Here is a 25,830-nt window from a genome sequence, read left to right as displayed (position 1 = left end):
TGCCGCGCTCAGTCGAATTGCGAACGGTCGCCTGCCACCAGCTCGCGGTTGCGCCGCCGGTCGATGGCGATCTCGCGCATGAAATCTTCTGTGCTGCCGCCGGCCGGCAGGTTGTAGGCCTCGCGCAGCCGCGCACGCACGCCGTCGCTGCGCAGCACGCGGTTGATCTCGGCGTTGAGCCGCTGCACGACCGCTGGCGGCGTGCGCGCCGGCGCGAAGATGCCGAAGAGCGAATCGCGGTTCGCCTTCTCGAAGCCCAGTTCCGCCAGCGTCGGCACCTCGGCCAGGGCCTCGATGCGCGCGGGCGCACCCACCGCCAGCGGCTGGAAGCGGCCGCCCTCTATGTATTGCAGCTGTTGCGCGGCCACGTTGGTGGACAGCACTTCGAACTGCCCGCTGAGCGCATCGTTGAGCTGCGGGCCGCCGCCCTGGTAGGGGATGTGCGTGATGTCGGTGCGGCTTTGCATGCGCACCTGCGCCAGCACCATGTGGCCGATGGTGGCCACGCCCGATGTGGCCCAGCGCACCGCGCCCGGCCGGCTGCGCGCCTGCGCGATCAGCGCGCCGAAGCCGCGCCCCGCGAAGGCCGGCGTGCCGACCACCAGCACCGGCGTGCGCATCACGCTGGCCACGGGCACGAAGGCGTGCTGCGGGTCGTAGGGCACGCGCGCCAGCAGCGGATGCAGCGTGAGCGGGCTGATGGCCGAGAAAGCCAGCGTGCAGCCGTCGGGCGCCAAACGCGCGAGCGCGTCCATGCCCAGGCTGCCGCCCGCGCCGGGGCGGTTTTCGATCAGCACCGGCGCGCCGATCGCCTGTGCGAGCGGTTCGGCCAGCACGCGGGCCATGCCGTCGCTCACGCCGCCGGGCGGGTACACCACGATCAGCCGCACCGCGCGTTGGGGCCAGGCAGGAGGGGCCGCGCGCAGCAGGCCCGGCGCCGCGCAGGCAGCGGCGAGCAAGGCGCCCGCACCCTGCGCGAAGCGGCGCCTTGCCTGCGCGCTCATGGCGCCGACGGGTGGTTGCCGGCGTGCTCGCCTGCCAGCTTGCGCAGCAGCGCCGCGAAATGCTGCGCGGGCAGGTTGTCTTCTTCCGCGCGCGACACCAGCGTGAGCGGCGCGTCGAGCTGGCCGCCGTCGGCCAGCCGCATGTAGGCGATGGCGTGCGCGTGCACGCCGGTCATCGAGGCGGGCACCACCGACAGGCCCACGCCCGCGGCCACGAGGTTGAGGTTGGTCATCATGCGATCGACTTCGGCCACCACGCGCGGGCGCAGCCCCTTGGCGTGGCACAGCGCGAGCAGCTCGGCATAGAGGCCGGGAGCACCCGGGCGCCGCACGAGGATGATGCCTTCCTCGCACAGCCTGGCAAGCGGCAGCGGGCGTGAAGCCTTGGTGCGGGCGAGGGCAAAGCGATGGTCGCTGGGCATGGCCACCAGCACCGGTTCGCGCAGCATCGTCTCGAACACCAGCCCCTCGGGCCGGGCCACCGGCACGCGCAGCAGGCCGCAATGCAGCCGCCCGGCGGCCAGTGCCTCGGTGAGTTCGGCGGCGTTGTCCTCGCGCAGCTGCAGTTCAACCAGGGGGTAGGCGCGGCGGAATGCGCGCAGCGCCTCGGGCATGAAGCGGTGCGCCGCCGCCGAACTGGTGAAGCCGACCGCCAGCGTGCCGGCCTGGCCCTTGGCCACGCGGGCCATGCGCTGCTTCATGGACTCCATGTCCTGCAGCATGCGCAGCGCCTCGGCCTGGAACAGCCGGCCCGCGTCGGTGAGCGCCACGCCGCGCGGGTGGCGGCGGAACAGCGGCATGCCCAGCTCGCGTTCCAGCGCCTTGATCTGCAGGCTCAGCGGCGGCTGCTGGATGCCGAGCTGCTCGGCCGCGCGCGTCATGTGGCCGGTGCCCGCGACGGCCACGAAGTAGCGCAGTGCCCTTATGTCCATATGTTTTTGGTATTGAAAGTGCCTTGTTATTTTATTTGACCCTAAGTCACACCGAATCTATCGTCCGGCCGCCCATTCAAGAACAAGCGGCCCGACGAGGCCGCATGCCGGAGACAAACCCATGCGCACAACGCGCCCTGCATCGGTGATTCGTGCCGTCCTGTATGCGATCGGCCTTTCGCTGGTTTCGCTGATCCTTGCCGCCTGCGGTGGTGGTGGCGGAGGAGGAGGGGGCGGCGGTGTCGGCCTGCTGCCCGCCACGCCACCGGCCAACGGCAACAACCCGCCCGCCAACGATCCGCCGGACAACCAGCCACCCGCGCCGGTGCAACCGGTGGTTGCCTGCGCCGACCTGAACGGCAAGAGCCTGCCGGCCTCGCTGATCAGCCTGCCCACCCAGGGCGCCACCGTCACCAGCGCCACGCCGGTGGCCGCGGGCGATGCGGGCAACACGCTCGGCGACTACTGCCGCGTGCGCGGCACCATCCAGCCGGTCGACCCGAGCGCCTCGGTCATCAACTTCGCGGTGAACCTGCCGGAGAAGTGGAACCAGAAGACCATCCACTTCGGCGGCGGCGGTTTCGACGGCGTGCTCATCGACGGCACCGAGGTCATCCGCTTCGGCCCCGCCGGCAAGCCCGCGCCGCTGGCGCTGGGCTACGCCACCTACGGCGACGACTCCGGCCATCAGTCGAGCAGCATCACCGACGGCAGGTTCGCGGCCAACGACGAGCAGCTCGCCAACTACGGCGGCAATTCGCTCAAGAAGACGCGCGACGTGGCGCAGGCGCTGGTGTTCGCGCGCTATGCGGTGAAGCCGAAGCACGCCTACTTCCTCGGCACCTCGACCGGCGGGCGCGATGCGCTCAGCTACATCCAGCGCTGGCCCGAGGACTACGACGGCGTGATCGCCAACGAACCCGCGCTCAACTACACCGGCACGCGGCTGTCGAACGTGGCCGTGGGCCGCGCGCTCTACAACAACGGTGGCGCGGGCTGGATGAACGTGGCCAAGACGCTGCTGGTGCAAAGGACCGTGATGCAGGCCTGCGACAAGCTCGACGGCGCGGCCGACAACATCGTGAGCAACGTCGAAAGTTGCCGCCTGCTCAATGCGCAGGTCATTGCTTCGATGCGCTGCAGCGGCGGCGCCGATACGGGCGACACCTGCCTGTCGGACGCGCAGATCGCCACCGTGCACGCCATCGAGTCGCCGCTGGACTTCACCACCTATTCGCTGGCCAACGGTGTGAAGCGCGCGGGCGGCTACAACCTGCTCGAAGGCGCACTGGTGGCGGGGCCCTACACCACGCGTGATCTCGGCACGCGCAAGGTGCCGGGCAATCCGGCCACGTCGTCCGATGCGAACATGTACGTCACCGGCGACCAGTGGGTGAAGTTCTTCGTCACGCGCATCGCAGGCTTCGACACGCTGACCTTCGACCCCTTGAACCCGGGCAGCCATGCCGCGCGCGTGACGGAGGTGTCGAACCTCACCGACGCGACCAACCCGAACCTCGCGCCGTTCTTCGCGCACGGCGGCCGGCTCATCATGCTGCACGGCCTGGCCGACGAAGTGATCAGCCCCAACTCGACCATCGACTACTACAGGCAGCTCATCGCCACCGTGGGCCAGGCGGCGGTCGACCAGAACGTGCGCTTCTACACCGTGCCCGGCATGGGCCACGGCACCGGCAGCTTCATTCCCAACTGGGATTCGCTGGCGGCGCTCGAAGGCTGGGTGGAGGCCGGGCTCGCACCCGCCACCGGCGTGGCGGTGGATGCGGTGGCCGGCACCTACGGCCGCACGCGTCCGCTGTGCCAGTTCCCGTCGTGGCCCAAGTACCGTGGCAGCGGCAGCCTCGACGCGGCCGTCAACTACAGCTGCGTGACCGAAGTCGGCGACCCGCTGGCCTGCCCGAACCTGCCAGCTTCCGTGACCAGCTACAAGGGCGGCAACAGCTTCGGCGAGGAACTTCACGTGCAGATCGACCCGGCCACCATGGCCTACACCGTCACCATCGATGCAAGCCTGCAGCGTGCCGCCGGCACGCAGCGCACCGGCTCGCTGGTGTCGGAAGGCAGCTGCAGCTATGCCAGCGCCGAGAGCGGGGCGGTGTTCAGCTTCGGCGCTGGCGGCGTGCTGTCGGGCGGCGTGAACGCGCCGAGCGGCGGAGGCTTCGCGCCGCTGCTGGCATTCCAGAACAGCTTCTCGGCCGCGCCGGTGTCGGGCGACTTCAAGCCGGTGGCGAACGTGTTCAATGCGGTGGGCGTGCAGCAGGGCGCCGGCAGCGCCAATGCCTTCGCTTCGTCGGTGCGGCTGCGCAACGCGGGCACCTTCCAATACTGCCGCGACCCGGTCTCGGGCGGCTTCATGGTCTACGACGCTAACTGCACGCAGACCGAGAAGGGCTACGTCGCCTACAACACCGCGCGCGCCGCCTTCGACCTCTTCACCACCTCGCCCAACGGCGGTGCCGTGACCACCGGCGGCACGCTCACCGGCTCGATGGTGATCGGCCTCGTCAACGGCGCTGCCGTGCCGCTGCACCTGGTGCGCGAGCCGGCCACCAGCGTCGGCATGCGCGTGCATGGCCTGCAGCAGAGCCTTGCCGCCGGTGTGGCCGACGGCAGCTATGCGCTGGTCAGCGTCAAGGGCGAGAACCACGATGCCACGGTGGCCGGCGGCAGCCTTGGCCTCGGCGGTGCGACCGCGGGGCTGAGCTACGACACGCCGGTGCCCGGCGTGGCGCAGGCCGATGCGGGCCGACCGGGCAATTTCATCTTCAACAGCGGCGTCCTCGGTTTCGTCTCCAGCCCGGGGGCGAACGCGGCGCTCGAATTCGGAGTACGCCATTGAACAAACGACTCTTTTGCCTCGCGGCATTCGCGCTGATCGGCGCGGCGCCGATGCTTTCCGCGCACGCTGAGCCCACGGGGCCCAACGCGGCTGCCTGCCCGTCGCCGGTGCCGGAGGCCACCCGCTGCTATACCGGTGAGGACGGCACGGGCGCCCTCTACTGGATCGCCATTCCGGGCGGCTGGGCGAACGACGCGAACCGCGTGCTCGTGATGCACGCCCACGGCGGCCCCGAGACCGGCCCGCCCAAGCTCGAGCGCAGCGAGGAAGACCTCAAGCGCTGGGCCGTCACCGTGAAGGCCGGCTATGCCTGGGCCGGCTCCACCTACCGGCGCGGCGGCTACGGCGTGACCATGGCGGCCGAAGACACCGAGCGGCTGCGCCAGATCTTCGTGCGCCACTTCGGCCAGCCGCATCGCACGCTGCTGCACGGGCAGAGCTACGGCGCGGGCGTGGCGGCGAAGGCGGCCGAACTGTATGCGCCCGCGGGCGGAGCCAAGAGCCCCTACGACGGCCTGATGCTCACCAGCGGCGTGCTCGGCGGCGGCAACAGCGCCTACGACTTCCGGCTCGACCTGCGCGTGGTGTACCAGTACGTCTGCCACAACCATCCGAAGCCCGACGAGCCGCAGTACCCGCTGTGGATGGGCCTGCCGCTCGACTCGAAGCTCACCCGCGCCGACCTTGCCGCACGCGTGAAGGAATGCACCGGCGTCGGCCTGCCCGCCGCGCAGCGCACGCCCGAGCAGGCCGCGCGGCTGAAGACCATTCTTTCTGTCGTGAAGATCCAGGAGCGCTCGCTGCTCGGCCACCTGACGTGGGCCACCTGGCTGTTCCAGGACCTGGTGCAGAAGCGGCTTGGCGGGCGCAACCCCTTCGGCAACATCGGTGCGGTCTACAGCGGCTCGGCCGACGATGCGGCGCTCAATGCCGGTGTGCTGCGCTACGCGGCCGACCCACAGGCCAAGGGCGCGCTGGCGGCCGACAGCCAGCCCACCGGCCGCACGTCGCTGCCCACTGTGGGCCTGCACGCGATAGACGACCCCACCGCCTTCGTCGAACTGGAGAGCTCGTACCGCCGCATCCGCGACGCGGCCGGCACCGGCAGCCTGCTGGTGCAGAGCTTCAGCAGCGAGCGCGAGCACAGCTACCTGAGCGATTCGGAATACCCGGCGCTCTTCGCCGCGCTGCTCGACTGGATCGACAAGGGCGAGAAGCCCACGCCCGAAGGCCTCGCGCAGCGTTGCAAGGCATTGATGCCGCGCTACGACACCGACGGCAGGAACGGCTGCCACATCCAGCCGCAATGGCAGCCGCCCGCGCTCGAGAGCCGCGTGCCTTCGCGCGCGCCCTGAATTTCTTTTTTTGACAACGCAACGGAGACTTCATGAAAAAACTGTTCGCCCTCGCGGCGATCGCCATTGCCGCCGGCGCGCATGCGCAGGACTTCCCGGCCGGCAAGTCGATCACCATCGTCGTGCCCTTCGCGGCCGGCGGCCCGACCGACCGCGTGGCGCGCGACCTGGCCGAGGCGCTGCGCAAGCCGCTGGGCGGCGGCACGGTGATCATCGACAACGTGCCCGGCGCCGGCAGTTCCATCGGCGCCGCCAAGGTGGCACGCGCCACGCCCGACGGCTACACGCTGCTGCTCAACCACATCGCGATGGCCACCGTGCCGAGCCTGGTGCGCAACCTGCCGTTCAAGGTGGAGAGCGACTTCGAATACCTGGGCATCGTCAACGACGTGCCGATGACGCTCATCTCCAAGCCGAGCATCCCCGCCACCAACTACAAGGAGCTGACGAGCTGGATCGCGGCCAATAAGGGCAAGATCAACATCGGCAATGCCGGCGTGGGCTCGGCCTCGCACCTGTGCGGGTTGCTTTACCAGAGCGCCACCAAGACCGAGATGACCGCCGTTCCCTACAAGGGCACCGCACCGGCCATCACCGACCTGATCGGCGGGCAGATCGACCTGCTGTGCGACCAGACCACCAACACCACGCCGCAGATCCAGTCCGGCAAGGTCAAGGCCTTTGCCGTGACCACGCCCAGGCGGCTCGCGCTGCCGGCGCTGAAAGACCTGCCCACGCTCGACGAGGCGGGCCTGAAGAACTTCCAGGTCACGATCTGGCACGGCCTGTATGCGCCCAAGGGCACGCCCGCGCCGGTGCTGAAGAAGCTGAGCGACGCGGTAAAGACCGCGCTGAAAGACCCCGACTTCATCCACCGCGAGGAACTGCTGGGCGCAGTGGTGGCGACCGACGGGCGCATCGAGCCTGCGGGCCACAAGAAGTTCGTGGCGGAAGAAATCGCCAAGTGGATGCCGATCATCAAGGCGGCCGGCGTGTACGCCGAATAGCCGTACCGCGCCGCGCCGCGCCGCGCTTCAGCGATGGGCGCAGGTGCCGGTCAGGGCACGGATGCCTGCGTTTCCCCCGTCCATCGCGCATGCGATGCGCTCAGGTGATGAAGCATCGCCGCCACGGCGGCTTGAGGGTCCCGCGCCTCCAGCGCGCGGTAGATGGCCTCGTGCTCGGCGAACGCGGCCTTCCACGCTTGCGAGTCTTCGGTGCTTGCGCTCATGCGCGACGAGATCGGGCTGTGCCGCCCGTCGAACAGCTCTCCCACGAGCCGTACAAGGACGGAGTTCTCCGTCATCTCCGCAATGGCGAGGTGAAAGCGCCGGTCGTTCTCGAGCTGCGAACGGCCGTGGAGGCCGTCCTGGCGCATGTCTTCCAGGCAGTTCTTCACGCGCTCGAGCTGCTGTGAAGTGACGCGGGCCGACGCCAGCGTCACCACGGAGCCTTCGAGCATGGCGCGGGCCTGCATCATTTCGGAAGGGCTCTCGCCGACCGCCGGCGTTGCGCGCTCGGACGTGTCTTGCGACGCGCAGACATAGACGCCCGAACCCATCCGGGCACGCGGATGGTGATGCTGATGGAGACGGACGACGCGCGTTATGACGCGGAGGCGATGGCGCTGGCCTCGAAGAGCGATCCGAAGATTCGGGATTGGGAAGAGCTGATGTGGAAGTTTCAGGCGGCTACGCCTTGGACGCCTGTGGGGGCACGCCGAGAAGCACTTCCAGGCGCTGCCTACTTCTGCGCCTGCGCAAGCTCCGCACGAAACGCCTCCATCGGCGGCCTCACCAACGCACTGGCCTGCTCCGCAAACTCCTTCACCGGCGCCCACTTGTGCCCCCGCCCATCCAGAGACAAGTCATAAGCCCGCTGCAGATGCGCCAGCAGCTTCCTCGAAGCCGACTGCGCCGCCAATAGCGCATCGATCGCACGCGGGGTTTCGAAGCGCAGGTGGTCCACATTCGCCAGCGCCGACGTGATGCCTTCGACTTCGAGCGACAGGTGAAGCAGGTCGAGCGCGGTTTCGTCGGGGTGCGACTTGACCTTCTCCGCGACCACATAAACCGCGTTGATCAGTTGCAGCGCCCCCTGGTGCATCGAAAGCCGGGCCGCCAGCTTGCGTGCCTCGCGGCGCTGCATCTCCAGCGTGTGCTGACGCTGCACGACCCACAGCCCCAGGCCGATGGCGGTGACGGAGCCGAAGGCCTGGGCCCAGGCTGCCCAGTCGCCGGTGGCGGCCGGTGGATAGGCCGCGAACACGCCGATCAGCGCGCCGTAGACGAGCACGGCAACGCCGCACACCATGGCTGTTTCCAGCTTTGACTTCATGCCTCTTTCCTCTAGGAGGCGGAAGTATGTCCCCTTGGTTCGGGTCTGAATTGCCCGAACAAAGGGGTTTTGCACCCTCAGTGATCGTGATGCAGGTAGCTGGCCTGCCGCGGCAGGCGCAGGCTGACGACGAAGGCGAGGACCATCATCGCGCTCACGTACCAGAAGAAGACCGACTCGTGGCCCAGCGACTTGAGGCCCAGCGCCACGTACTCCGCCGAGCCGCCGAAGATGGCGTTCGCCACCGCATAGGCCAGCCCGACGCCCAGCGCGCGCACTTCGGGCGGGAACATCTCGGCCTTCACGATGCCGCTGATCGAGGTGTAGAAGCTCACGATGGCCAGGGCCACGATGATGAGCACGAAGGCCAGCACCGGGCTGGTGGTGTGCTGCAGGGCCGTGAGAATGGGCACCGTGGCCAGCGCACCCAGTCCGCCGAACAGCAGCATGTTGTTGCGCCGCCCGATGCGGTCCGACAGCGCGCCGAACACCGGCTGCATGCACATGTAGACGAACAGCGCGCCGGTCATGACGTAGCTCGCGGTCTTGATCGGCAGGTGCACCGTGTTCACCAGGTACTTCTGCATGTAGGTGGTGAAGGTATAGAAGATGAGCGAGCCGCCGGCCGTGTAGCCCAGCACCGTCAGGAACGCAGGCGTGTGGTGCTTGAAGAGGCCCGCGATGCTGCCGGCCTCCTTGTTCTCGCGGGCCTCGGCGCTCTGGGTTTCATGCAGCGTGCGGCGCAGCAGCAGCGCGACCACAGCGGCGATGGCGCCGATGACGAACGGAATGCGCCAGCCCCAGGCCTTGAGCTCGGCCTCGGTCAGCATCTGCTCCAGCGCCACGATGACCAGCACCGCCAGCAGTTGCCCGCCGATCAGCGTGACGTACTGGAACGACGAGAAGAAGCCGCGCTGGCCGCGCAGCGCGACCTCGCTCATGTAGGTGGCGGTGGTGCCGTATTCGCCGCCCACCGACAGGCCCTGGAACAGGCGGCAGATGAGCAGCAGGAAGGGCGCCCAGGCGCCGATCTGCGCGTAGGTGGGCAGCGCCGCGATGACGAGCGAGCCGCCGCACATCATGGTGACGGAGATCAGCATCGAGGTCTTGCGCCCGAGCCGGTCGGCCACGCGGCCGAACAGCCAGCCGCCGATGGGCCGCATGAGGAAGCCGGCCGCGAACACGCCGGCGGTGTTCAGCAGTTGCGCGGTGGGGTCCGATTTGGGAAAGAAGGCCGGCGCGAAGTACAGCGCCGAGAAGGCATACACGTAGAAGTCGAACCACTCGACCAGGTTGCCCGAGGAGGCCGCCATGATCGCGAAGACGCGGTGGCGCTTTTCTTCGGCGCTGTAGTGCGGTGGGGACGAAGAAGAAGAGGAAGCCGTCTGGCCTCCATGGGTAGGCGTGACTGCGCTCATGGTGCCTTTGCCGCCGTGCGGGCGATGTTGTTGTTGCCAAAACATTCTGCGCCTGCACGTGGGGGCGCCGTGTCAGCCGGCGCCTCATCGGCCTACCCCCGAAGTGGCCTTCGCGCAGGCCCTAGAACGTGCCTGGCAGCAGGATGCTCGAATCGACGTCGTCGATGTTCGTGCGGCCGCAGAAGGCCATGGTGATGTCGAGTTCCTTCTGGATGATCTGCAGCGCGCGCGTCACGCCGGCCTCGCCGTGGGCGCCCAGCCCGTACAGGAAGCTGCGGCCGATGAGCGTGCCGCGTGCGCCCAGCGCGCGGGCCTTGAGCACGTCCTGCCCGCTGCGGATGCCGCCGTCCATCCACACCTCGATCTCGCTGCCCACCGCTTCGACGATGGCGGGCAGTGCCGCGATGGAAGAGGGTGCGCCGTCGAGCTGGCGGCCGCCGTGGTTCGACACGATGAGCGCATCGGCGCCGCTGTTGGCGGCCAGGCGCGCGTCTTCCACGTCCATGATGCCCTTGAGGATGAGCTTGCCGCCCCAGAGCTTCTTGATCCACTCGACGTCGGCCCAGCTGAGCGCGGGGTCGAACTGCTCGGCGGTCCACGAAGACAGCGACGACAGGTCTTTCACGCCCTTGGCATGGCCCGCGATGTTGCCGAAGGTGCGTCGCTTCGTGCCCAGCATGCCCATGCACCAGGCCGGCTTGGTGGCGAGGTTGATGAGGTTCTTGATGGTGGGCTTGGGCGGCGCGGTGAGGCCGTTCTTGATGTCCTTGTGGCGCTGCCCCAGGATCTGCAGGTCCAGCGTGAGCTGCAGCGCGGTGACGTTGGCGGCCTTGGCGCGCTCGATCAGGCGTTCGATGAAGTCGCGGTCCTTCATGACGTAGAGCTGGAACCAGAACGGGTGGCGGCCGGTGTGCTCGGCGATATCTTCCAGCGAGCAGATGCTCATGGTCGACAGCGTGAACGGAATGCCGAAGGCCTTGGCCGCGCGGGCGCCGAGGATCTCGCCGTCGGCGTGCTGCATGCCGGTGAGGCCGGTGGGCGCAATGGCCACGGGCATCGCGGTTTCCTGGCCGGCCATGGTGGTGCGCAGCGAGCGGCCTTCCATGTTCACCGCCACGCGCTGGCGCAGCTTGATCTTCTGGAAGTCGCTTTCGTTGGCGCGGTAGGTGCCCTCGGTCCAGGCGCCGGAGTCGGCGTAGTCGTAGAACATCTTCGGCACGCGCCGCTTGGCGATCACCCGCAGGTCTTCGATGCTGGTGATCTTGGAAAGGTCGGGCAAGGTGCGTCTCCTGGATGGTCTTTGTGGGTTGGCGGGGGCTAACCGGCCATTATCGGCAGGTGCCCCGGCGGGCCATCTGAAAAAAGCGGGGGCTTCGGCTGAAAAGAATTCAGTCGCGCAGTGCCTGCCGCAGCCACTCGACGAAGGTGGCGCATTCCCAGCGTTCCATGGTGCCCGGCCGCCAGCACAGGAAGTAGGCGTTGGGCGAAGGTACGCTGCGCGGCGACAGCCGCACGAGCCGGCCGTTGTCGAGCCAGGCGCTGCCGAGCTTCAGGTGCATCAGCACCACGCCGAAGTCTTCCGCCGCCGCATCGAGCGCCAGGCCCAGGTCGGTGAGCTGGTGGCCGGTGGCGGGCTCGGGCAGGCCAATGCCGCAGGCCTTGAACCAGGTGCGCCAAGACTCCAGCGGCGTGCGCAGCAACTGCGAGCGCGACACCTCGGCGTCGGTCGAGAAGCCGTCCTCGAAAGGGCCGTGGCGTTGCAGGTACGCCGGGCTGCACGCGGGCGACACCTCGTCGGCCAGCAGCTGGCAGAACTCGCGGTCGTGAAACGGGCCGGTGCCGAAGCGCAGCTCCAGGTCGACTTCTTCCAGCGTGGAGCTGCGCACCGGTGCCGTCACCTGCAGCATCAGCTCGATGTTCGGGTAGGTGTCGCGAAAGCGCGCGAGCCGGGGCAGCAGTATCTGCCGTGAGAAGGTGGGCGTGACCGCCACGCGCAGCCGCCGCATCTGCGACGCCGGCTCGCGGCCGGGCACTTGCTGCAGTGCCGCAATGGCCTCGCGCACGCGGGCCAGGTAGGCCATGCCGTCGGCGCTGAGGCTGAAGTCGCTGCCGGTGAAGAACTTGAGTTCCAGCAGAAGCTCGAGCTGGCGGATGCGGTGGCTCACCGCGCTGGGCGTCACGCTGAGTTCCTCGGCCGCCAGGTTCACGCTGCGCAGGCGCGCGACGGCCTCGAAGGCCTGGAGGCCCTGGGTCGAGGGGAGGCGCGGTGAAACCATCTTCTTGTCGGCTAAAGCTGCGGGGTTCGATGGTATCGAACGCTCCCGGCTGCCAGTGCTCCGGCCTAGGCGACGGCGAGCGTGGCCGTCAGTGCCTGGAGCAGCCGGCGCAGGTCGTCGACGGCTTCGCGCGCCAGTGCCGCGTCGCCCATCTGCGCCTTGACGATGGCGCCGTCCACGCCCAGCGCCGCAGCCTGCGCGAGCGCCATGCGTTGCGGAACATCGGGCAGCAGGCCCGCGATGACTTCGACCATCTCGCGCTTGTGCTCGCGCGCGATGCCGGTGGCGCCGGCCACGCTGGCGCCGATCTCCACCACCGAGTTGATGAACGCGCAGCCGCGAAACGCCGGGTCGGCGAACCACTCGGCCATCACGTCGGCCAGCACCATCAGCGCCTGCCCGCCCTCGATGTGCCGTTGCGCGCCGCGCCGGCCCAGCGCGTCGACGAACCACGCCATCCACAGGCCGTGGCGGTGGTCGAGAAAGGCGCGCACCAGGTCGTCCTTCGACGGGAAGTGCCGGTAGAACGTGACCTTGGTGACGCCCGAGGTCGCAATGACGCGGTCGATGCCGGTGGCGCGGATGCCGTCGGCATAGAAGAGGTCGTGGGCGGTGAGCAGGATGCGCTCGCGCGCCGGCAGTGCGGAGATGTCCATGGTGCGATTGTAGGCATGTATACAGGTCTGTCTACATGTGGCACATTGCGGTGCATTCCCTCTTGCCACTTCATTGAAAGACTCTCATGGAATCACGCCCCCCGCTGCCGCCCTTCACCCTCGAATCGGCCATCAAGAAAGTCCAGGCGGCCGAAGACGCCTGGAACTCGCGCGACCCCGTGCGTGTGAGCCTGGCCTACACGCCCGACACCGAGTGGCGCAACCGCGCCGAGTTCGTCAACGGCCGCGAGCAGGTGGTCGAGTTCCTCTCGCGCAAGTGGACGCGCGAGCTCGACTACCGGCTGAAGAAGCAGCTGTGGGCCTTCATGGACAACCGCATCGCGGTGCGCTTCGAGTACGAGTGGCACGACGACGCGGGCCAGTGGTATCGCAGCCACGGCAACGAGAACTGGGAGTTCGCGGAGAACGGCCTGATGCAGCGCCGCTTCGCGAGCATCAACGACCAGCCCATCAAGGAAGCGGAGCGCAAGTTGCGCTGAGCTCCGGCACGGCTGTTGCTTGCTCCGGCATGTTCAAACAGGAGACCGCATGAACCGCAACGACGTCACGGAGAAGATCATCACCGTCAAGGTGAGCAAGGGCATCCAGTGGGCCGACGTGGCCAGGAAGGTCGGTCTCTCCAAGGAGTGGACCACCGCCGCCTGCCTCGGCCAGATGACGCTCGACGACAAGCAGGCCAAGGTCGTCGGCAAGATATTCGGCCTCACGCCGGAAGAGCAGAAATGGCTGCAGGTGGTGCCGTACAAGGGCTCGCTGCCCACGCCGGTGCCGACCGACCCGCTCATCTACCGCTGGTACGAGGTGGTGAGCGTGTACGGCACCACCATCAAGGAACTGATCCATGAGGAGTTCGGCGACGGCATCATGAGCGCCATCGACTTCAGCATGGACATCCAGCGCCAGGCCGACCCGAAGGGCGACCGGGTCAACGTGGTGCTGTCGGGCAAGTTCCTGCCCTACAAGACCTACTGAATCACTGCACGTACACGGCGGGATGCGGCTTCTGCCTGTAGGGCAGCCGCATCGTGTCGACGGTGATGCCGTAGCCCTCGATGGCGCCGGCAATCGAGCGGGCCACCGCGTCCACCGGCACCGCGATGCGCCGGTTGGTGCGGATGCGTTCGCGCGAGTAGCTGTTGGCGATGCGTTCGGCCAGCGGGTCGCCCGGGCCGTTCACGTCGGGGCTGATCATCGTCACGTGCAGGCGGCCGGCGTGCTCCTGGCGCAGCCCCTCGGAGATCGCGTTCACCGCGTACTGCGTGCCGTGGTAGACGGCGGAGGCGGGCGACACGCCCTGCATCGCCACCGGCGCCACATTGACGATGTGGCCCCAGCCCTGCTCCTGCATCGTCGGCAGCACGGCCGCAATGCCGAGCAGCACGCCGCGCAGGTTCACGTCGATCATGAGTTCCCACTCCTCGATCTTGCGGTTCCACAGCGGCGACATCGGCATCACGCCCGCGGCGTTCACCAGCACGTCGATGTGCCCGTGCGTCTCGAGGGCGAACTCGGCAAATGATTCCACGTCGGGCCGGTGCGTGACGTCGAGGCGCTGGAAGCTGGCGGTGCCGCCGGTGGCTTCGATCTCGGCCACGAGCGCCGCGAGCCGGTCGGTGCGCCGCGCACCGAGCACCACCTTGGCGCCGCGCCGCGCAAGCAGCCGCGCGGTCGCTTCGCCGATACCACTGCTCGCGCCGGTGATGAGGACGACTTTTTCCTGGATTGCGGTCATGGTGAACTCCTTGTGCTGGTCGGTTTGCCGCGGGGCGCACACCAGAGATGAGCGTGCGCCGGGCATGACGGGAAGTTTCTCGCGGCAAGGGCCGCAAGCGTTATCCGGATCGAACGCGGTTTCTGCCTGATCCTGCAAAACGCGATGCGAAGGGGAAAGGCCGGCGCGGGCCGCTGCTTGGTACTTTCGCGCTAGAGCGGCACCGTAGCCTGGGTGATGCAGCGATTCTTCAGAAAAACGGGCGCTGGGTGGTAGCCGTTTCGTGCGAACTTCTTGCCCAATCCGCCATGAATGCATCTGGCTGCCTGTCACTTCCCGTCACGCTGCCGGGATTGAGCCCGGCCCGGAAATAGCCGATGCTTTGCCGATGAATGAAGCCCTCGACATCGCGCCGCGTCCGCGCGTCTACCTGGCCGGGCCGGATGTCTTTCGTCCTGACGCGAGAGAGCACTTCGTCCGGCTCAAGGCGGCTTGCGAAGCCGCGGGCCTTGCGGTCCTGTTACCCGCGGATGGCAACGAAGACCAGAGCACGCAGACTCCGGAGATGCAGATCTACGAGGCCAACATGCAACGCCTTCGCGGCGCCGATGGCGTTCTCGCCAATCTCGCCAGCTTCAGGGGACTGGAGCCAGACTCGGGCACGGTGTTCGAGGTGGGGGCCGCAGTCGCGCTGGGGATTCCGGCCGTGGCTTATGGCGTGCCCGAAGGCAGCTATGCAGGGCGCGTGCGTGCGGCGCTGCCGTGCGAAGTGGACGCGAACGGCGTATTGCGCGAAACCGGAACCGGCATTGCCGTCGAAGACTTCGGCCAGCCGCTGAACCTGATGCTGGCCTGCTCGATCCACGTCGAGCCCACGCTGGAGGCGGCCTTGAAGAAGATGGCCGGGCTGCTCGCGGCCCGCCGTGCGCAAGAAGCTGGAAAGCCCTGACCCTCGCTGCGCCCGCCACCCCCTAGGATGGCATTCCCTTTTCAATGGAGCACTGCATGCCGAGCACAGAGACGCACTTCGACCTGACTTCCAACGACGGCATCGCGATCGAAGCGCATCGCTGGCAAGGCCCGACGCAGCGCGCCGTGATTCAACTGGCGCATGGCATGGGCGAGCATTCGCTGCGCTACCGGCATCTGGCGCAAGCGCTGGTGGAGGCCGGCTATGTCGTCTACGCCAACGAGCACCGGGGCCACGGCAAGGGCGCCGCCGCGCGCGGCGAGCTGGGCGAGTTCGGTCCACGCGCTTTCGCCGGGCTCGTGGACGACATGGCGCTCCTGAGCCGCCACGTGCGCGGCGTGCACCCGGGGCTGCCGCTGATCCTGCTGGGCCACAGCATGGGCTCGTTCGCCACGCAGTACTACCTCGTCGAGCACGGCGCGCTGCTGGCGGGGGCCGTGCTCTCGGGCACGTCCGCGCTCGACCTGCTGGGGACCGCGCTGCAGTCCGGCTTCAAGCTGGAGGACATGAACGCCGCGCTGCCCGATGTGCGCACGCCGTTCGACTGGCTCAGCCGCGACCCGGCGCAGGTCGACGCGTACATCGCCGATCCGCTGTGCGGCTTTACCGTCTCGGCCGAGGGGCTGGGCTCGATGTTCGCGAAGCTGGCGGACCTGACGCCCGAGGCGATGCGACAGCGCATCCGCCCCGATCTGCCGCTGTACCTGTTCATCGGCGACCAGGACCCGGTCAGCAACAAGGCCGAGTGGTTCTACCCGCTGGTGCAGCGCTACCGAGAGGCGGGGCTGCGAGACGTGTCGAGCCATGTGTTCGGCGGTGCGCGCCACGAGACGCTCAACGAGGTCAACCGCGACGAGGTCGTCGCTGTGCTGCTGGCGTGGATCGCGCGGGTGGTCAGTGAGGCGCGCCCGACGAAGCCCTGAACTCCTGCGGCGACATGCCGTAGGCCCTTCGGAAGGCCCTCGTGAAGTCCGACGGGCTCTTGAACCCGACGCCGTAGGCCACGTCGGTCACCATGGTGTGCGGATAGCGCACGAGGTCGTCGGCCGCATGCCGCAGCCGCAGGTGGCGCATGTACGCACCCAGGCCGCCTTCGTGCTGGAACAGCCGGTACAGGGTCGGGCGCGGAAGATGCAGCGCCGCCAGCACGTTCTCCGGAGACAGGTCGGCGCGATGCAAATTGGCCTGCACATAGCGGCGCACCTGCCCGAACATCGCCGCGCGGGTGGCTGCACGCGCGCCGCCGCTCAGGCGCGCCTGCTTGCCGAAGCCCGCGAGCAGCAACTGCACGGCGTCGCGCACGGCGCTTTCGGCGGCCGGGGCGCTCAGCGTCGCGATCTCCCGGCCGAGCGCGGCCGTGTGGTCCAGCGCCAACTGTGCGATGGGCGAGTCGGGCTGCATCGTGCGGGCGTGGACGGCCGCGGGGTCCGGAAAAACCTCCTGCACCATCGCGCCCGGCACGAAGAAGGTCAGCACATGGCAGGCGTTGCGATGCATGCGCACCGGCTGGCCCATGTCGAGCGCCACGAACTTCGCCGCGGCCGGTGCGTCGCGCTGCGCCGAGGAGCGCACGGTCACGCTGTCGACGTCGCCTTCGGCGAACACGTGGAAGGCGTAGTTGCGGACGTTGTCGGAGGAGATGCGCGCGAGCGAGCGCTCGAGCAGCATGGCGTCGGAGCGGCAGTCGGTGAAGACGATGTCGCCGACTTCGTACCGGTCGATGGACGCGTGGAACGGCTTGCCGATGTCCGACGCCGAGGGGACGACGTCGATCACATGGCCCACGCGCTCGCGCCAGGCCAGGAATTGCCGATGCGGGGGTTCGGCAGCCACGTCGAAATGGCTGTGGGAGATGCCGCTCCGCAGGGAGGAACGGGAGGCGGTTTCTGTTTCGCGCAAGCCCATCAAAAACGCTCCGAATCAGGCGGACAGGCTCTCAGAAAATCTGAAAATAACCCTAAAGTGCCAAAAAGTAACGGATTTGCGGCGGATTCTCGCAAGAACTGAGACGCACGGTCAAGGCCGTTTGTCATACGAAAGCAATCTTCGGGGTGACGTGGTTGCAGGGCCACGCGGAGGTCCCGAGACAAGGGGTCTCGCAGTTTTCCACCCTTCTCGAGCGAGCGCCGACACATGCTGTCCGATAAAAAAACAACGAGGATCCCCACCGAACCTGTGCGCGAGGGCAAGCGCGGCACCGAGCCGGCCGCGCTGTCCATGGCCGCGCAGGCGCTCCATGCGGACTGCGTGGCCGCGGCGGGCGCCGTGGGTTCGCTGTTCTCCGAGGCGAACGAGGTCGAACTGGCCTTCCTGATGCGGCTGGTCGCGGAAGGCGACACGGCGACGGCGTCGCGGATCGCACAGCGCATCCTGGATGCGCGCCAGATGCACGAAACCAAGGCCGACGCGGCTGCCGTGCGGCCGCCCGCCAAGCCAAGGCGGGTGCGCAGCCTGCAGCCGCCGGGCCCGGACTGCGGGCGGTCTTCGCTGTCCCCGCGAGAGATCAATGTGCTGCGGATGGTCTCCCAGGGCCTGAGCAACAAGCAGATCGCCGAGACGAGCTACCGCTCGCCCCACACGGTCGATGCGCAGGTCAAGAACATCTACCGCAAGCTGGCCGTGAAGTCGCGTGCGCAGGCCGTGCGCGAGGGCATGCAGATGGGGCTGCTGGACCCGGAGGCCCGGGGTAGCTGATCCGGGGGCGGCGGCTTTTTGCTAGGGCTGCTTCCTGCAGTCGCCGCCGACGGACACGGTCCCGTCCCTGCATTCGGTGAGGATCGGCTTGCTGCCGCCAGATGGCGCGCCCGACGCAGGCGCGGGAGCGACGCCTTCGCGCACCGGCCCGACGTCGCGCTCGTACACGACCTTCTTGCTGCCGAGTTCGCAGCTGCCCACCACCTGGCCGGCCGCCGTTGCGTTGGCATCGACGACGGTGACGGCGAAACGCGCGACACCGGCGGCGGCGATCTTCGATTCGATGCGGGTGCGCAGCGCTTCGCAGTCTTCTGCGCCGTGGGCGGCGCCTGCGAAGGCCAGGGCGAGGGAAATAAGCAGACGGTATTTCATGAGGGGCCTGCCTGGAAGAGCTGAGGGGGCGAACAGTCTAGTTCCGTCCCTCGCTCTGCGCGAGTGAGCCGGGACGGCGCTTGCCGCCGTCCCGTGGGCTCATCGCTTCGTCAGCGCGTCAGCCTTGCGCCGAAGCCAGCGCCGCGTTCAGCGTGGCGCTCGGGCGCATCACCGCCTCGAACTTCGTCTTGTCGGCCAGGTAGTAGCCGCCGATGTCGACGGGCTTGCCCTGCACGGCCGCCAGCTCTTCGACGATCTTCTTCTCGTTGCTGGTGAGCGAGTCGGCCAGCTTCACGAACAGCGCCTGCAGTTCCTTGTCTTCGGTCTGCGCGGCCAGTTCCTGCGCCCAGTACATCGCCAGGTAGAACTGGCTGCCGCGGTTGTCGAGCTGGCCGGTCTTGGGCGACGGGTTCTTGTTGTTGTCCAGCAGCTTGCCGGTGGCGGTGTCGAGCGTCTTGGCCAGGATGGAGGCCTTCTTGTTGCCGGTCTTCAGGCCCAGGTCTTCCAGGCTGACGGCCAGCGCGAGGAATTCGCCCAGCGAGTCCCAGCGCAGGTGGTTTTCTTCCACCAGCTGCTGCACGTGCTTGGGGGCCGAGCCGCCCGCGCCGGTTTCGTAGAGGCCGCCGCCGGCCATCAGCGGCACGATCGACAGCATCTTGGCCGAGGTGCCCAGTTCCATGATGGGGAACAGGTCGGTCAGGTAGTCGCGCAGGATGTTGCCGGTGGCGCTGATGGTGTCCAGGCCGCGCACGACGCGCTCCAGCGTGTAGCGCATGGCGCGCACCTGGCTCATGATCTGGATGTCCAGGCCCGAGGTGTTGTGCTCGTGCAGGTACATCTTGACCTTGGTGATCAGCTGCGCCTCGTGCGGGCGGTAGGCGTCCAGCCAGAACACCACAGGCATGCCCGAGTTGCGCGCGCGGGTGACGGCCAGCTTGACCCAGTCGCGGATCGCGGCGTCCTTGACCTGGCACATGCGCCAGATGTCGCCTTGCTCCACGTTCTCGCTCATCAGCACTTCGCCGGTGTCCAGGTCGGTGATGTTGGCGACGCCGTCTTCGGGGATCTCGAAGGTCTTGTCGTGCGAGCCGTATTCCTCGGCCTTCTGGGCCATGAGGCCCACGTTGGGCACCGTGCCCATGGTCTTGGGGTCGAAGGCGCCGTGCCACTTGCAGAAGTTGATGATCTCCTGGTAGATGCGGGCGAAGGTCGATTCGGGCATCACGGCCTTCACGTCCTTCAGGCGGCCGTCGGCGCCCCACATCTTGCCGCCGTTGCGGATCATCGCGGGCATGGAAGCGTCCACGATGACGTCGTTGGGCGAATGGAAGTTGGTGATGCCCTTGGCCGAGTCGACCATGGCCAGCTCGGGGCGGTTCTCGTGGCAGGCGTGCAGGTCGCGCTTGATCTCGTCCTGCGTGCTCTGGGGCAGCGTGGCGATCTTGGTGTACAGGTCGACCATGCCGTTGTTGACGTTGATGCCCAGTTCGTCGAACAGCTTGCCGTGTTTCTCGAAGGCTTCCTTGTAGAAGATCTTCACGCAGTGGCCGAACACGATGGGGTGCGAGACCTTCATCATGGTGGCCTTCACGTGCAGCGAGAACATGACGCCGGTCTTGTGCGCGTCCTCGATTTCCTTTTCATAGAAGGCCAGCAGCGCCTTCTTGCTCATGAACATGGAGTCGATGACCTCGCGGTCCAGCAGCGCGACCTTGGGCTTGAGCACGATGGTCTTGCCGCTCTTGGTGATGAGCTCCATCTTGACGTTGCGCGCGCGGTCCAGCGTCATGGACTTTTCGCCGTGGTAGAAGTCGCCGCCGTGCATGTGCGAGACGTGCGAGCGCGAGGCCTGGCTCCACTCGGCCATGCTGTGCGGGTTCTTGCGCGCGTATTCCTTGACGGCCTTGGGCGCGCGGCGGTCGGAGTTGCCTTCGCGCAGGACCGGGTTCACGGCGCTGCCGGTGCACTTGTTGTAGCGCGCGCGGATGTCCTTGTCCTCGTCCGAGGTCGGGTTCTCCGGGTAGTCGGGAATCTTGTAGCCCTTGCCCTGCAGTTCCTTGATCGCCGCCTTGAGCTGGGCGACCGAGGCGCTGATGTTGGGCAGCTTGATGATGTTGGCTTCAGGCTTGAGCGTGAGCTTGCCGAGTTCGGCCAGGTTGTCCGGCACCTTCTGGTCGTCGCTCAGGAATTCGGGAAATTCGCCCAGGATGCGGGCTGCCACCGAGATGTCGCTGGTGGTGACGTCGATGCCGGCCGGATTGGTGAAGGCGCGGATGATGGGCAAAAACGCGTAGGTCGCCAGCAGGGGCGCCTCGTCGGTGAGGGTGTAGACGATGGTGGGTTGCTTCGAGCTCATGCGCTTGCGTCCGTAAATCCTGGGTTGTCGGGTGGCGTGAACTTCAGGGATGAATCAGTTCACGAGGTAGCGATTGTCGCCGGGCGGAGGGAGGGTGGCCGATCCGGGGGAGCGATCTCCCCGCGAAAGGCTCTGTCAATCCAGCGGCAGGGCGATGGTAGCCGCCAGCGGCACGGTGTCGACCAGCGCCGCGCTGGCGACCAGAACGGCCCGGCGGCCCCGCCCGGCAATATCCGAAAGGGCTTTCCAGAGGCAGCGGGTGGATCCGGCGTCGAGCCCGGCGGTCGGCTCGTCGAGCAGCACCAGCGGCCGGCCCGAGGCAAGCCCCGCGGCCATCCAGACCTTGCGCCTGGAGCCGGTCGAGAGCATGAAGAGCTGCTTGTCGAGGTGCGGCTCGAGCGAGAAGCCGTCGACCAGCGCCTGCCAGGCGCCGGGGTCGAAGCCGGTGTCGCCTTCGGTGAGCTGCCGCGTGCACTCGCGGGCGGTGAGCTGGTCGAAGCGCTCGGTGGCGGGGTCGACGAAGAAGACCTGGCGGCGGTAGGCCTCTGGCGAGGCGTCCAGCCGGGTGCCGGCCACCGTCAGCCGGCCGCTGGCGGGCAGCACGCCGGCGATCACCTGGAGCAGGGCCGACTTGCCGGCGCCCGTGTCGCCATGGAGCAGCGTCACGCCGGGGCCGATCGAGGCGGTCCAGCCGGATGCGATGGCGCTCTGGCCGGGGTAGGCGAAGCCGATGTCCTGCAGCTGCAGGATGGGAGTGGAGGTTGGGGCGGAGTTCACGGCCCGGGTTTTACCATCGGCCCCATGAAGAAAATGCCTATTGCCGCGGCGCTGCTGGCCGCGCTGCCGGTCGCGTTGCCCGCGGTTGCCGCCCCGGCGGCGCAGGTTTTCGTCGCGGTGAAGCAGCCCGAGTCGATCGATGCCGAATGGCGCGCCCACCTGTGCGCCTTGCTGCCCCAGCCGTGCGACGCCAAGGCGCTGACGCTCCATCGTCCGCGCGGCGGCGCTGCCGGCGATTTCGTGGTGCTGTCGGAAGCGCCGCTGGCCCTGGGCCGGCTGAAGCGGGCGGCGGATGCGACGGATTGGAAGCTCGACCGGGTGTACGACTTCACCGGGTACGCCGGCTCCGTCAAGGAGGGCGAGGCGGGCGAGGTGGGCAATGGCGAGGTGCGTCGCGCGCTCGCGCCGGCCCTGTATCCGCTGGCCGACGGGCGCTGGGCCGTGGCGGTGCTGCAGCGCCAGTTCGAGAGCTATTCGGGCGGCGGCGCGTCGTTTTCCACCGCCGACTTCGTGCCGCTCGATGCCGATCCCGCGTCCGCCAAGGCCGCGTACGAAGGCGTTCCGTTCTCGTGCAGCAAGTTGATCCGCGCCTGCTTCACCGAGAAGGAATACAAGAGCTCGAAGCACTGCCACGACGAAAGCAGCGGCAGCCTGCGCATCGCCTACAGCGAGCCGGCAAAGGCCGGCGGCCCCTACGGCTGGAAGTTCACCTGGCTGCAGAGCGACTGGGCCGCGCACGTGCCGGCCAGCGCCACCGTCAGCACGCGCTCGCGCTTTTCCGGCGTTGGCAGCGGCGGCGGCGCGGCCGACTCCTGCGGCGGCGGGCCGCAGTAGGCGGCAAGGAAGATCAGGCGCCGCGCGGTACCGTCACCGCGCCCACATGCCTGGTGCGGCCGGCGCCGAGGCCCGCGATCACCAGCGCGATGCCCAGCCCGATGAACAGCCACGACGAGGCGCGGAAGCTCCCAGTCCAGCCGTGCAGCAGCCCGGCCACCAGCGGCCCGAAGGCGGCCACCATGTAGCCCACGCCCTGCGCCATGCCCGACAGGTGCGCGGCCACGTGCGAGTCGGGCGAGCGCAGCACGATCATCGTGAGCGCCAGCGCGAAGGTGCCGCCCTGCGCGATGCCCAGCAGCACCGCCCACAGCCACACGCCGCCGAGCGGCGCGAACAGCATCGCCAGCATGGCCGCCACCGTGAGCACCGCCAGCGCCACGGCCAGGCCGCGCTGGTTGCGCAGCTTCACCGCCAGCGCCGGCACCACGAGGCAGGTCACCACCTGCGTCATGACCGACAGCGACACCACGTAGCCGGCAGTCTCGCTGCCGAGGCCGCGCTCGCGCAGGATCGGCGCGAGCCAGCCCATCACGATGTAGGCGAGGGCGGACTGCAGTCCCATGAAGAAGGTGACCTGCCACGCCAGCCTGTCGCGCCACAGCCCGCGCACCGTGAAGCCCGATTCGCTCGCCACCGCCTTGACCGGCAGCGCCTGCGGCGCCCAGACCAGCGTGACCACCGCGGCCGGCAGCGCCCACATGGCCAGCGCCATGGTCCAGCCGCCGCCCAGCGCATGCTCGATGGGCACCGTGAGGCCCGCCGCGCTGGCGGCGCCGCCGCACACGGCCATGGTGTAGAGGCCCATCATCAGCGCCGCCTGCTTGGCAAAGTCGCGCTTCACCAGGCCCGACAGCAGCACGTTCGACACCGCGATGCCGCTGCCCGCGATGGCCGACGCCAGGAACAGCAGCGGAATGTTGCCGGTGCCGCGCAGCACCGTGCCCAGCAGGATCAGCACCATGCAGCCGAGCAGCGTGCGCTCGGTGCCGAAGCGGCGCCCGAGCCCCGGTGCCAGCGGCGCGAACACGCCCAGGCAGACGATGGGCAGCGTGGTCAGCAGGCTCGCGGCGGTGGCCGAGAGGCCGGTCGCCTTGATGATTTCCGGCAGCACCACCGAGAGGCTGGCGAACACCGGCCGCAGGTTGAACGCGATCAGCACCACGCTCGCGCCGAGCAGGATGCGCCGGCCCAGGTTGGGCGCGGGCGTGGGCTGCGGCGCGGGCCGGTTGTCGGCCTCGGCGTCGATCAGCAGGTCTTCGGCCGCGCCGGGTTGCGGGGGGCGGGTGCGTTGAACGGCGGCGTCGCGTTCGAGGGCGGCGGCGCTCATGCCGTGCCCAGCGCCAGCGCGTCGATCATCGGCGCCATGAAGGCGCGCACCGCCGCAGCGGCGACGTCGGGGTCGCCGCTGGCGATGCCGTCGATGATGGCGCGGTGCGCCGCCTCGTCGGGCTCGGGCAGCGCGGTGCCCATGGTGCTGGCGATCGTTTCCTTGATATAGCCGGTGATGAAGCGGCAGGTCTCGGCCAGCGCGAGGTTGCCCGACACGTCGACGATCGCCAGGTGGAAGGCGAGGTCGCGTTCGACGAAGCCGGCGCCGTCGTCGGCTTCGTCGGGCACGCCGCGCTTGTCGAGCAGCGTGCTCAGCCGGCGCAGGTCGCGGGCCGTGTGCCGCACCGCCGCGAGCCGGACGGCTTCGACCTCGAGTGCGCGGCGCACTTCGAACTGGTCGCGCAGGCTGGCGCGGCGCATTTTCTGCAGGCTGGAAGAGGGGTCGAAGCCGGAGCGCACGTAGGTGCCCGAGCCCTGCCGCACTTCGAGCAGGCCGCGCGACACCAGCGTCTTGACGGCCTCGCGCACCGTGCCGCGGCTCACGCCCAGCAGCAGGGCGAGCTGCGGCTCGATGGGAATGCGGCTGCCGACGGCCCAGCGGCCGCCGGAGATCTCCGCGCGGATGCTTTCGGCGGCGGCGTCCGCCAAGGAGGTGCGTGGGGCTTGAGCGAGCATCAGATGGGCCTATTCATTCAATGATTGGACGAATTTTGCCCGCTGTGCAAAGCCCGGGCTGCGAGCGCGGTGGTTGCTCGCTTTCGCAGCACGCAACGGTCGCGGAGCTTGTCCGCTGGATTGTGCAAGTTGGATTCGAAGATTTTTGGCAAAACAGTGAACTTTTCCCCACCTTTGGGAAAGGTTGAGTTAAACGTTACCAATTGTCTGACATGTGCTGGAAAATGAAACTAAAAGTCACTTATGAATCTTTAAGTTTCATCTTCATCTGCTCGGCGTCTGGCACTCCCGCCAACACGCCAACAGGGAGCGCCCGGGAGAAAAAGAAAAACGGATCACGTCGAATCTGAAATGAAGGACTTTTCTTTGTCGGATGTGCGGCTGTTCACGAAAGCCGCGCAGTTGGGAGGCCTCACCCCCGCCGCCGATGTGCTGAACGTACCCAAGGCTTCCGCCTCGCGCCAGCTCCAGCGGCTCGAAGCCACGGTGGGGCATCTGCTGCTGCATCGCGGCTCCACGCGGTTCGCGCTCACGGAGGAAGGGCGCGAATTCCTGGTGGCGGCGCAGCATGTGCTGACCATCCTCGACGACGTCATGCTCAATTTGTCTTCCGGCGGCAACGCGGTGACGGGGCGGCTGCGCATCGTGGTGCCGCACTACTACGGCAGGGCGCTGCTCATGAGCCACCTGCCGGCGTTCATGACCGCCTATCCGCAACTCGAGGTCGTGGTCGAGACCGGCAACGACCGCGCCGACCTGTTCCGCGACGAGGCCGACGTGGCCATCCGCCGCGGACGCGACGGGTGCGACGAACTGGTCGCGCGCCATTTGAAAGACGAGGCGCTGATGCTTTGCGCCACGCCGGACTACCTGGCGCCCCATCCGGCCGTCGAGAGCCTGCAGGACTTCTCCCGGCATGTGTTCCTAACCACCAGCGCCGACGGCCGCAAGCGGGAGGTCCACCTCGCGGCCGTCGACAAGACCCATCGCGTTCGCGTGCAAAGCGCGTTCCGGTCGGACGACATGGAACTGATCCTGCAACTGGCGCTGTCGTCCCGCGGCATTGCCCTGCTGCCGGTGTCGCTGGCCCAGCCGCAGGTGGACAGGGACCTGCTGCTGCCGGTATTGCCGCAGCTGAAGCTGAAGCCGCAGGAAATCAACCTGGTCTACCTGCCGGCGCGCCGGAATTCTCCAAAGATCAAGACCTTCGTCGATTACGTCCTGAGCATCTTCAGGTCCTCCTAGCCAGG

Annotated in this window: 25 protein-coding genes and 1 pseudogene; 11 read left to right on the top strand and 15 right to left on the bottom strand. The window is 68.1% G+C overall.

Features of this window, described 5'->3' with window-relative positions; all coding sequences use genetic code 11:
- Positions 1-8 precede the first annotated feature (8 nt).
- Both QRN67_RS13705 and QRN67_RS13700 read right to left on the bottom strand, forming a co-directional pair.
- A complete protein-coding gene (locus QRN67_RS13705; protein ID WP_285412193.1) occupies positions 9-1,004 on the bottom strand; it encodes a Bug family tripartite tricarboxylate transporter substrate binding protein in 996 nt (331 codons plus the stop codon).
- Entirely contained in the window at positions 1,001-1,936 is a 936-nt protein-coding gene (locus tag QRN67_RS13700; RefSeq protein ID WP_081265785.1) for a LysR family transcriptional regulator, read from the bottom strand. The genes QRN67_RS13705 and QRN67_RS13700 overlap by 4 nt, the downstream gene beginning before the upstream one ends.
- Before the next feature lie 121 nt (positions 1,937-2,057).
- Here QRN67_RS13700 and QRN67_RS13695 point away from each other — a divergent pair, with 121 nt between their 5' ends.
- From QRN67_RS13695 to QRN67_RS13685, 3 genes are read left to right on the top strand one after another with little or no spacing between them, the layout of a single operon-like run.
- Positions 2,058-4,796 carry a tannase/feruloyl esterase family alpha/beta hydrolase gene (locus QRN67_RS13695; protein WP_285412192.1) on the top strand — a complete coding sequence of 913 codons (2,739 nt, stop codon included), beginning with the start codon at positions 2,058-2,060 and terminating at the stop codon, positions 4,794-4,796.
- Positions 4,797-4,846: 50 nt separating this feature from the next.
- Positions 4,847-6,151, top strand: coding sequence for an alpha/beta hydrolase (locus tag QRN67_RS13690; protein WP_285412297.1), 1,305 nt, complete (start codon positions 4,847-4,849; stop codon positions 6,149-6,151).
- A gap of 32 nt (positions 6,152-6,183) precedes the next feature.
- Positions 6,184-7,158 carry a tripartite tricarboxylate transporter substrate-binding protein gene (locus tag QRN67_RS13685; protein ID WP_285412191.1) on the top strand — a complete coding sequence of 325 codons (975 nt, stop codon included), beginning with the start codon at positions 6,184-6,186 and terminating at the stop codon, positions 7,156-7,158.
- Positions 7,159-7,208: 50 nt separating this feature from the next.
- Here the strand turns inward: QRN67_RS13685 and QRN67_RS13680 are convergent, their stop codons facing one another.
- Positions 7,209-7,712, bottom strand: coding sequence for a FadR/GntR family transcriptional regulator (locus QRN67_RS13680; protein ID WP_285412190.1), 504 nt, complete (start codon positions 7,710-7,712; stop codon positions 7,209-7,211).
- A gap of 3 nt (positions 7,713-7,715) precedes the next feature.
- Between QRN67_RS13680 and QRN67_RS13675 the strand changes: the two are divergent.
- Positions 7,716-7,871: pseudogene (locus QRN67_RS13675) on the top strand (L-rhamnose mutarotase); the annotation flags it as partial.
- Positions 7,872-7,894: 23 nt separating this feature from the next.
- On the opposite strand, the gene QRN67_RS13670 reads toward QRN67_RS13675, so the two are convergent.
- From QRN67_RS13670 to QRN67_RS13650, 5 genes are all read right to left on the bottom strand, one after another.
- Entirely contained in the window at positions 7,895-8,488 is a 594-nt protein-coding gene (locus QRN67_RS13670; RefSeq protein WP_081265797.1) for a hypothetical protein, read from the bottom strand.
- A 77-nt stretch (positions 8,489-8,565) separates the two neighbouring features.
- A complete protein-coding gene (locus QRN67_RS13665; protein ID WP_285412189.1) occupies positions 8,566-9,906 on the bottom strand; it encodes an MFS family transporter in 1,341 nt (446 codons plus the stop codon).
- A gap of 121 nt (positions 9,907-10,027) precedes the next feature.
- Complete coding sequence (locus QRN67_RS13660) at positions 10,028-11,185, bottom strand: alpha-hydroxy acid oxidase (protein ID WP_285412188.1); 1,158 nt, start codon at positions 11,183-11,185, stop codon at positions 10,028-10,030.
- Positions 11,186-11,294: 109 nt separating this feature from the next.
- Positions 11,295-12,182 (bottom strand): LysR substrate-binding domain-containing protein, encoded by an 888-nt coding sequence (locus QRN67_RS13655; protein ID WP_081265800.1) that lies wholly within the window; start codon positions 12,180-12,182, stop codon positions 11,295-11,297.
- Positions 12,183-12,247: 65 nt separating this feature from the next.
- Positions 12,248-12,838 (bottom strand): TetR/AcrR family transcriptional regulator, encoded by a 591-nt coding sequence (locus tag QRN67_RS13650; protein ID WP_285412187.1) that lies wholly within the window; start codon positions 12,836-12,838, stop codon positions 12,248-12,250.
- A gap of 86 nt (positions 12,839-12,924) precedes the next feature.
- On the opposite strand from QRN67_RS13650, the gene QRN67_RS13645 reads away from it, so the two are divergent.
- On the top strand, positions 12,925-13,338 hold the full coding sequence (locus tag QRN67_RS13645; RefSeq protein WP_106935344.1) for a nuclear transport factor 2 family protein: 414 nt from the start codon (positions 12,925-12,927) through the stop codon (positions 13,336-13,338).
- Between the two features lie 49 nt (positions 13,339-13,387).
- Positions 13,388-13,831: a cyanase gene (cynS, locus tag QRN67_RS13640; RefSeq protein WP_081265803.1), complete on the top strand. Its 444-nt coding sequence runs from the start codon at positions 13,388-13,390 to the stop codon at positions 13,829-13,831.
- Between the two features lies 1 nt (position 13,832).
- Here cynS and QRN67_RS13635 read toward each other — a convergent pair whose 3' ends face one another.
- Positions 13,833-14,591 (bottom strand): SDR family oxidoreductase, encoded by a 759-nt coding sequence (locus QRN67_RS13635; RefSeq protein ID WP_285412186.1) that lies wholly within the window; start codon positions 14,589-14,591, stop codon positions 13,833-13,835.
- 367 nt (positions 14,592-14,958) lie between these two features.
- Here QRN67_RS13635 and QRN67_RS13630 point away from each other — a divergent pair, with 367 nt between their 5' ends.
- Together QRN67_RS13630 and QRN67_RS13625 are read left to right on the top strand one after the other, a co-directional pair.
- Complete coding sequence (locus QRN67_RS13630) at positions 14,959-15,519, top strand: nucleoside 2-deoxyribosyltransferase (protein ID WP_285412185.1); 561 nt, start codon at positions 14,959-14,961, stop codon at positions 15,517-15,519.
- A 56-nt stretch (positions 15,520-15,575) separates the two neighbouring features.
- The gene (locus QRN67_RS13625; protein ID WP_285412184.1) at positions 15,576-16,463 is read left to right on the top strand and encodes an alpha/beta fold hydrolase; all 888 of its coding nucleotides are present in this window, start codon (positions 15,576-15,578) and stop codon (positions 16,461-16,463) included.
- Here the strand turns inward: QRN67_RS13625 and QRN67_RS13620 are convergent.
- Positions 16,435-17,373, bottom strand: coding sequence for an AraC family transcriptional regulator (locus QRN67_RS13620; protein ID WP_285412183.1), 939 nt, complete (start codon positions 17,371-17,373; stop codon positions 16,435-16,437). The genes QRN67_RS13625 and QRN67_RS13620 overlap by 29 nt on opposite strands.
- 300 nt (positions 17,374-17,673) lie before the next feature.
- On the opposite strand from QRN67_RS13620, the gene QRN67_RS13615 reads away from it, so the two are divergent.
- Positions 17,674-18,234 (top strand): helix-turn-helix transcriptional regulator, encoded by a 561-nt coding sequence (locus QRN67_RS13615; protein ID WP_285412182.1) that lies wholly within the window; start codon positions 17,674-17,676, stop codon positions 18,232-18,234.
- A gap of 21 nt (positions 18,235-18,255) precedes the next feature.
- Here QRN67_RS13615 and QRN67_RS13610 read toward each other — a convergent pair whose 3' ends face one another.
- The 3 genes from QRN67_RS13610 to QRN67_RS13600 form a co-directional block, all read right to left on the bottom strand.
- Positions 18,256-18,606, bottom strand: a complete 351-nt coding sequence (locus QRN67_RS13610) for a DUF1161 domain-containing protein (RefSeq protein WP_285412181.1) — start codon at positions 18,604-18,606, stop codon at positions 18,256-18,258.
- Between the two features lie 118 nt (positions 18,607-18,724).
- Positions 18,725-20,962 carry an NADP-dependent isocitrate dehydrogenase gene (locus QRN67_RS13605; RefSeq protein ID WP_106935340.1) on the bottom strand — a complete coding sequence of 746 codons (2,238 nt, stop codon included), beginning with the start codon at positions 20,960-20,962 and terminating at the stop codon, positions 18,725-18,727.
- A 135-nt stretch (positions 20,963-21,097) separates the two neighbouring features.
- Positions 21,098-21,739, bottom strand: coding sequence for an ABC transporter ATP-binding protein (locus tag QRN67_RS13600; RefSeq protein WP_285412180.1), 642 nt, complete (start codon positions 21,737-21,739; stop codon positions 21,098-21,100).
- A gap of 24 nt (positions 21,740-21,763) precedes the next feature.
- On the opposite strand from QRN67_RS13600, the gene QRN67_RS13595 reads away from it, so the two are divergent.
- Positions 21,764-22,573: a hypothetical protein gene (locus tag QRN67_RS13595; RefSeq protein WP_285412179.1), complete on the top strand. Its 810-nt coding sequence runs from the start codon at positions 21,764-21,766 to the stop codon at positions 22,571-22,573.
- A 13-nt stretch (positions 22,574-22,586) separates the two neighbouring features.
- Here QRN67_RS13595 and QRN67_RS13590 read toward each other — a convergent pair whose 3' ends face one another.
- Both QRN67_RS13590 and QRN67_RS13585 read right to left on the bottom strand, forming a co-directional pair.
- Complete coding sequence (locus tag QRN67_RS13590) at positions 22,587-23,903, bottom strand: CynX/NimT family MFS transporter (protein WP_253819707.1); 1,317 nt, start codon at positions 23,901-23,903, stop codon at positions 22,587-22,589.
- Positions 23,900-24,580, bottom strand: a complete 681-nt coding sequence (locus QRN67_RS13585; protein ID WP_285412178.1) for a FadR/GntR family transcriptional regulator — start codon at positions 24,578-24,580, stop codon at positions 23,900-23,902. The genes QRN67_RS13590 and QRN67_RS13585 overlap by 4 nt, the downstream gene beginning before the upstream one ends.
- Before the next feature lie 351 nt (positions 24,581-24,931).
- Between QRN67_RS13585 and QRN67_RS13580 the strand changes: the two genes are divergently transcribed.
- A complete protein-coding gene (locus QRN67_RS13580) occupies positions 24,932-25,825 on the top strand; it encodes a LysR family transcriptional regulator (RefSeq protein WP_285412177.1) in 894 nt (297 codons plus the stop codon).
- Positions 25,826-25,830: the final 5 nt, after the last annotated feature.

The organism is Variovorax sp. efr-133-TYG-130, assembly GCF_030208835.1.
GTDB lineage: Bacteria > Pseudomonadota > Gammaproteobacteria > Burkholderiales > Burkholderiaceae_C > Variovorax.
The sequence above is the reverse complement of the archived record's forward strand: the minus strand, read 5'-3'. Positions and strand labels throughout refer to the sequence as shown.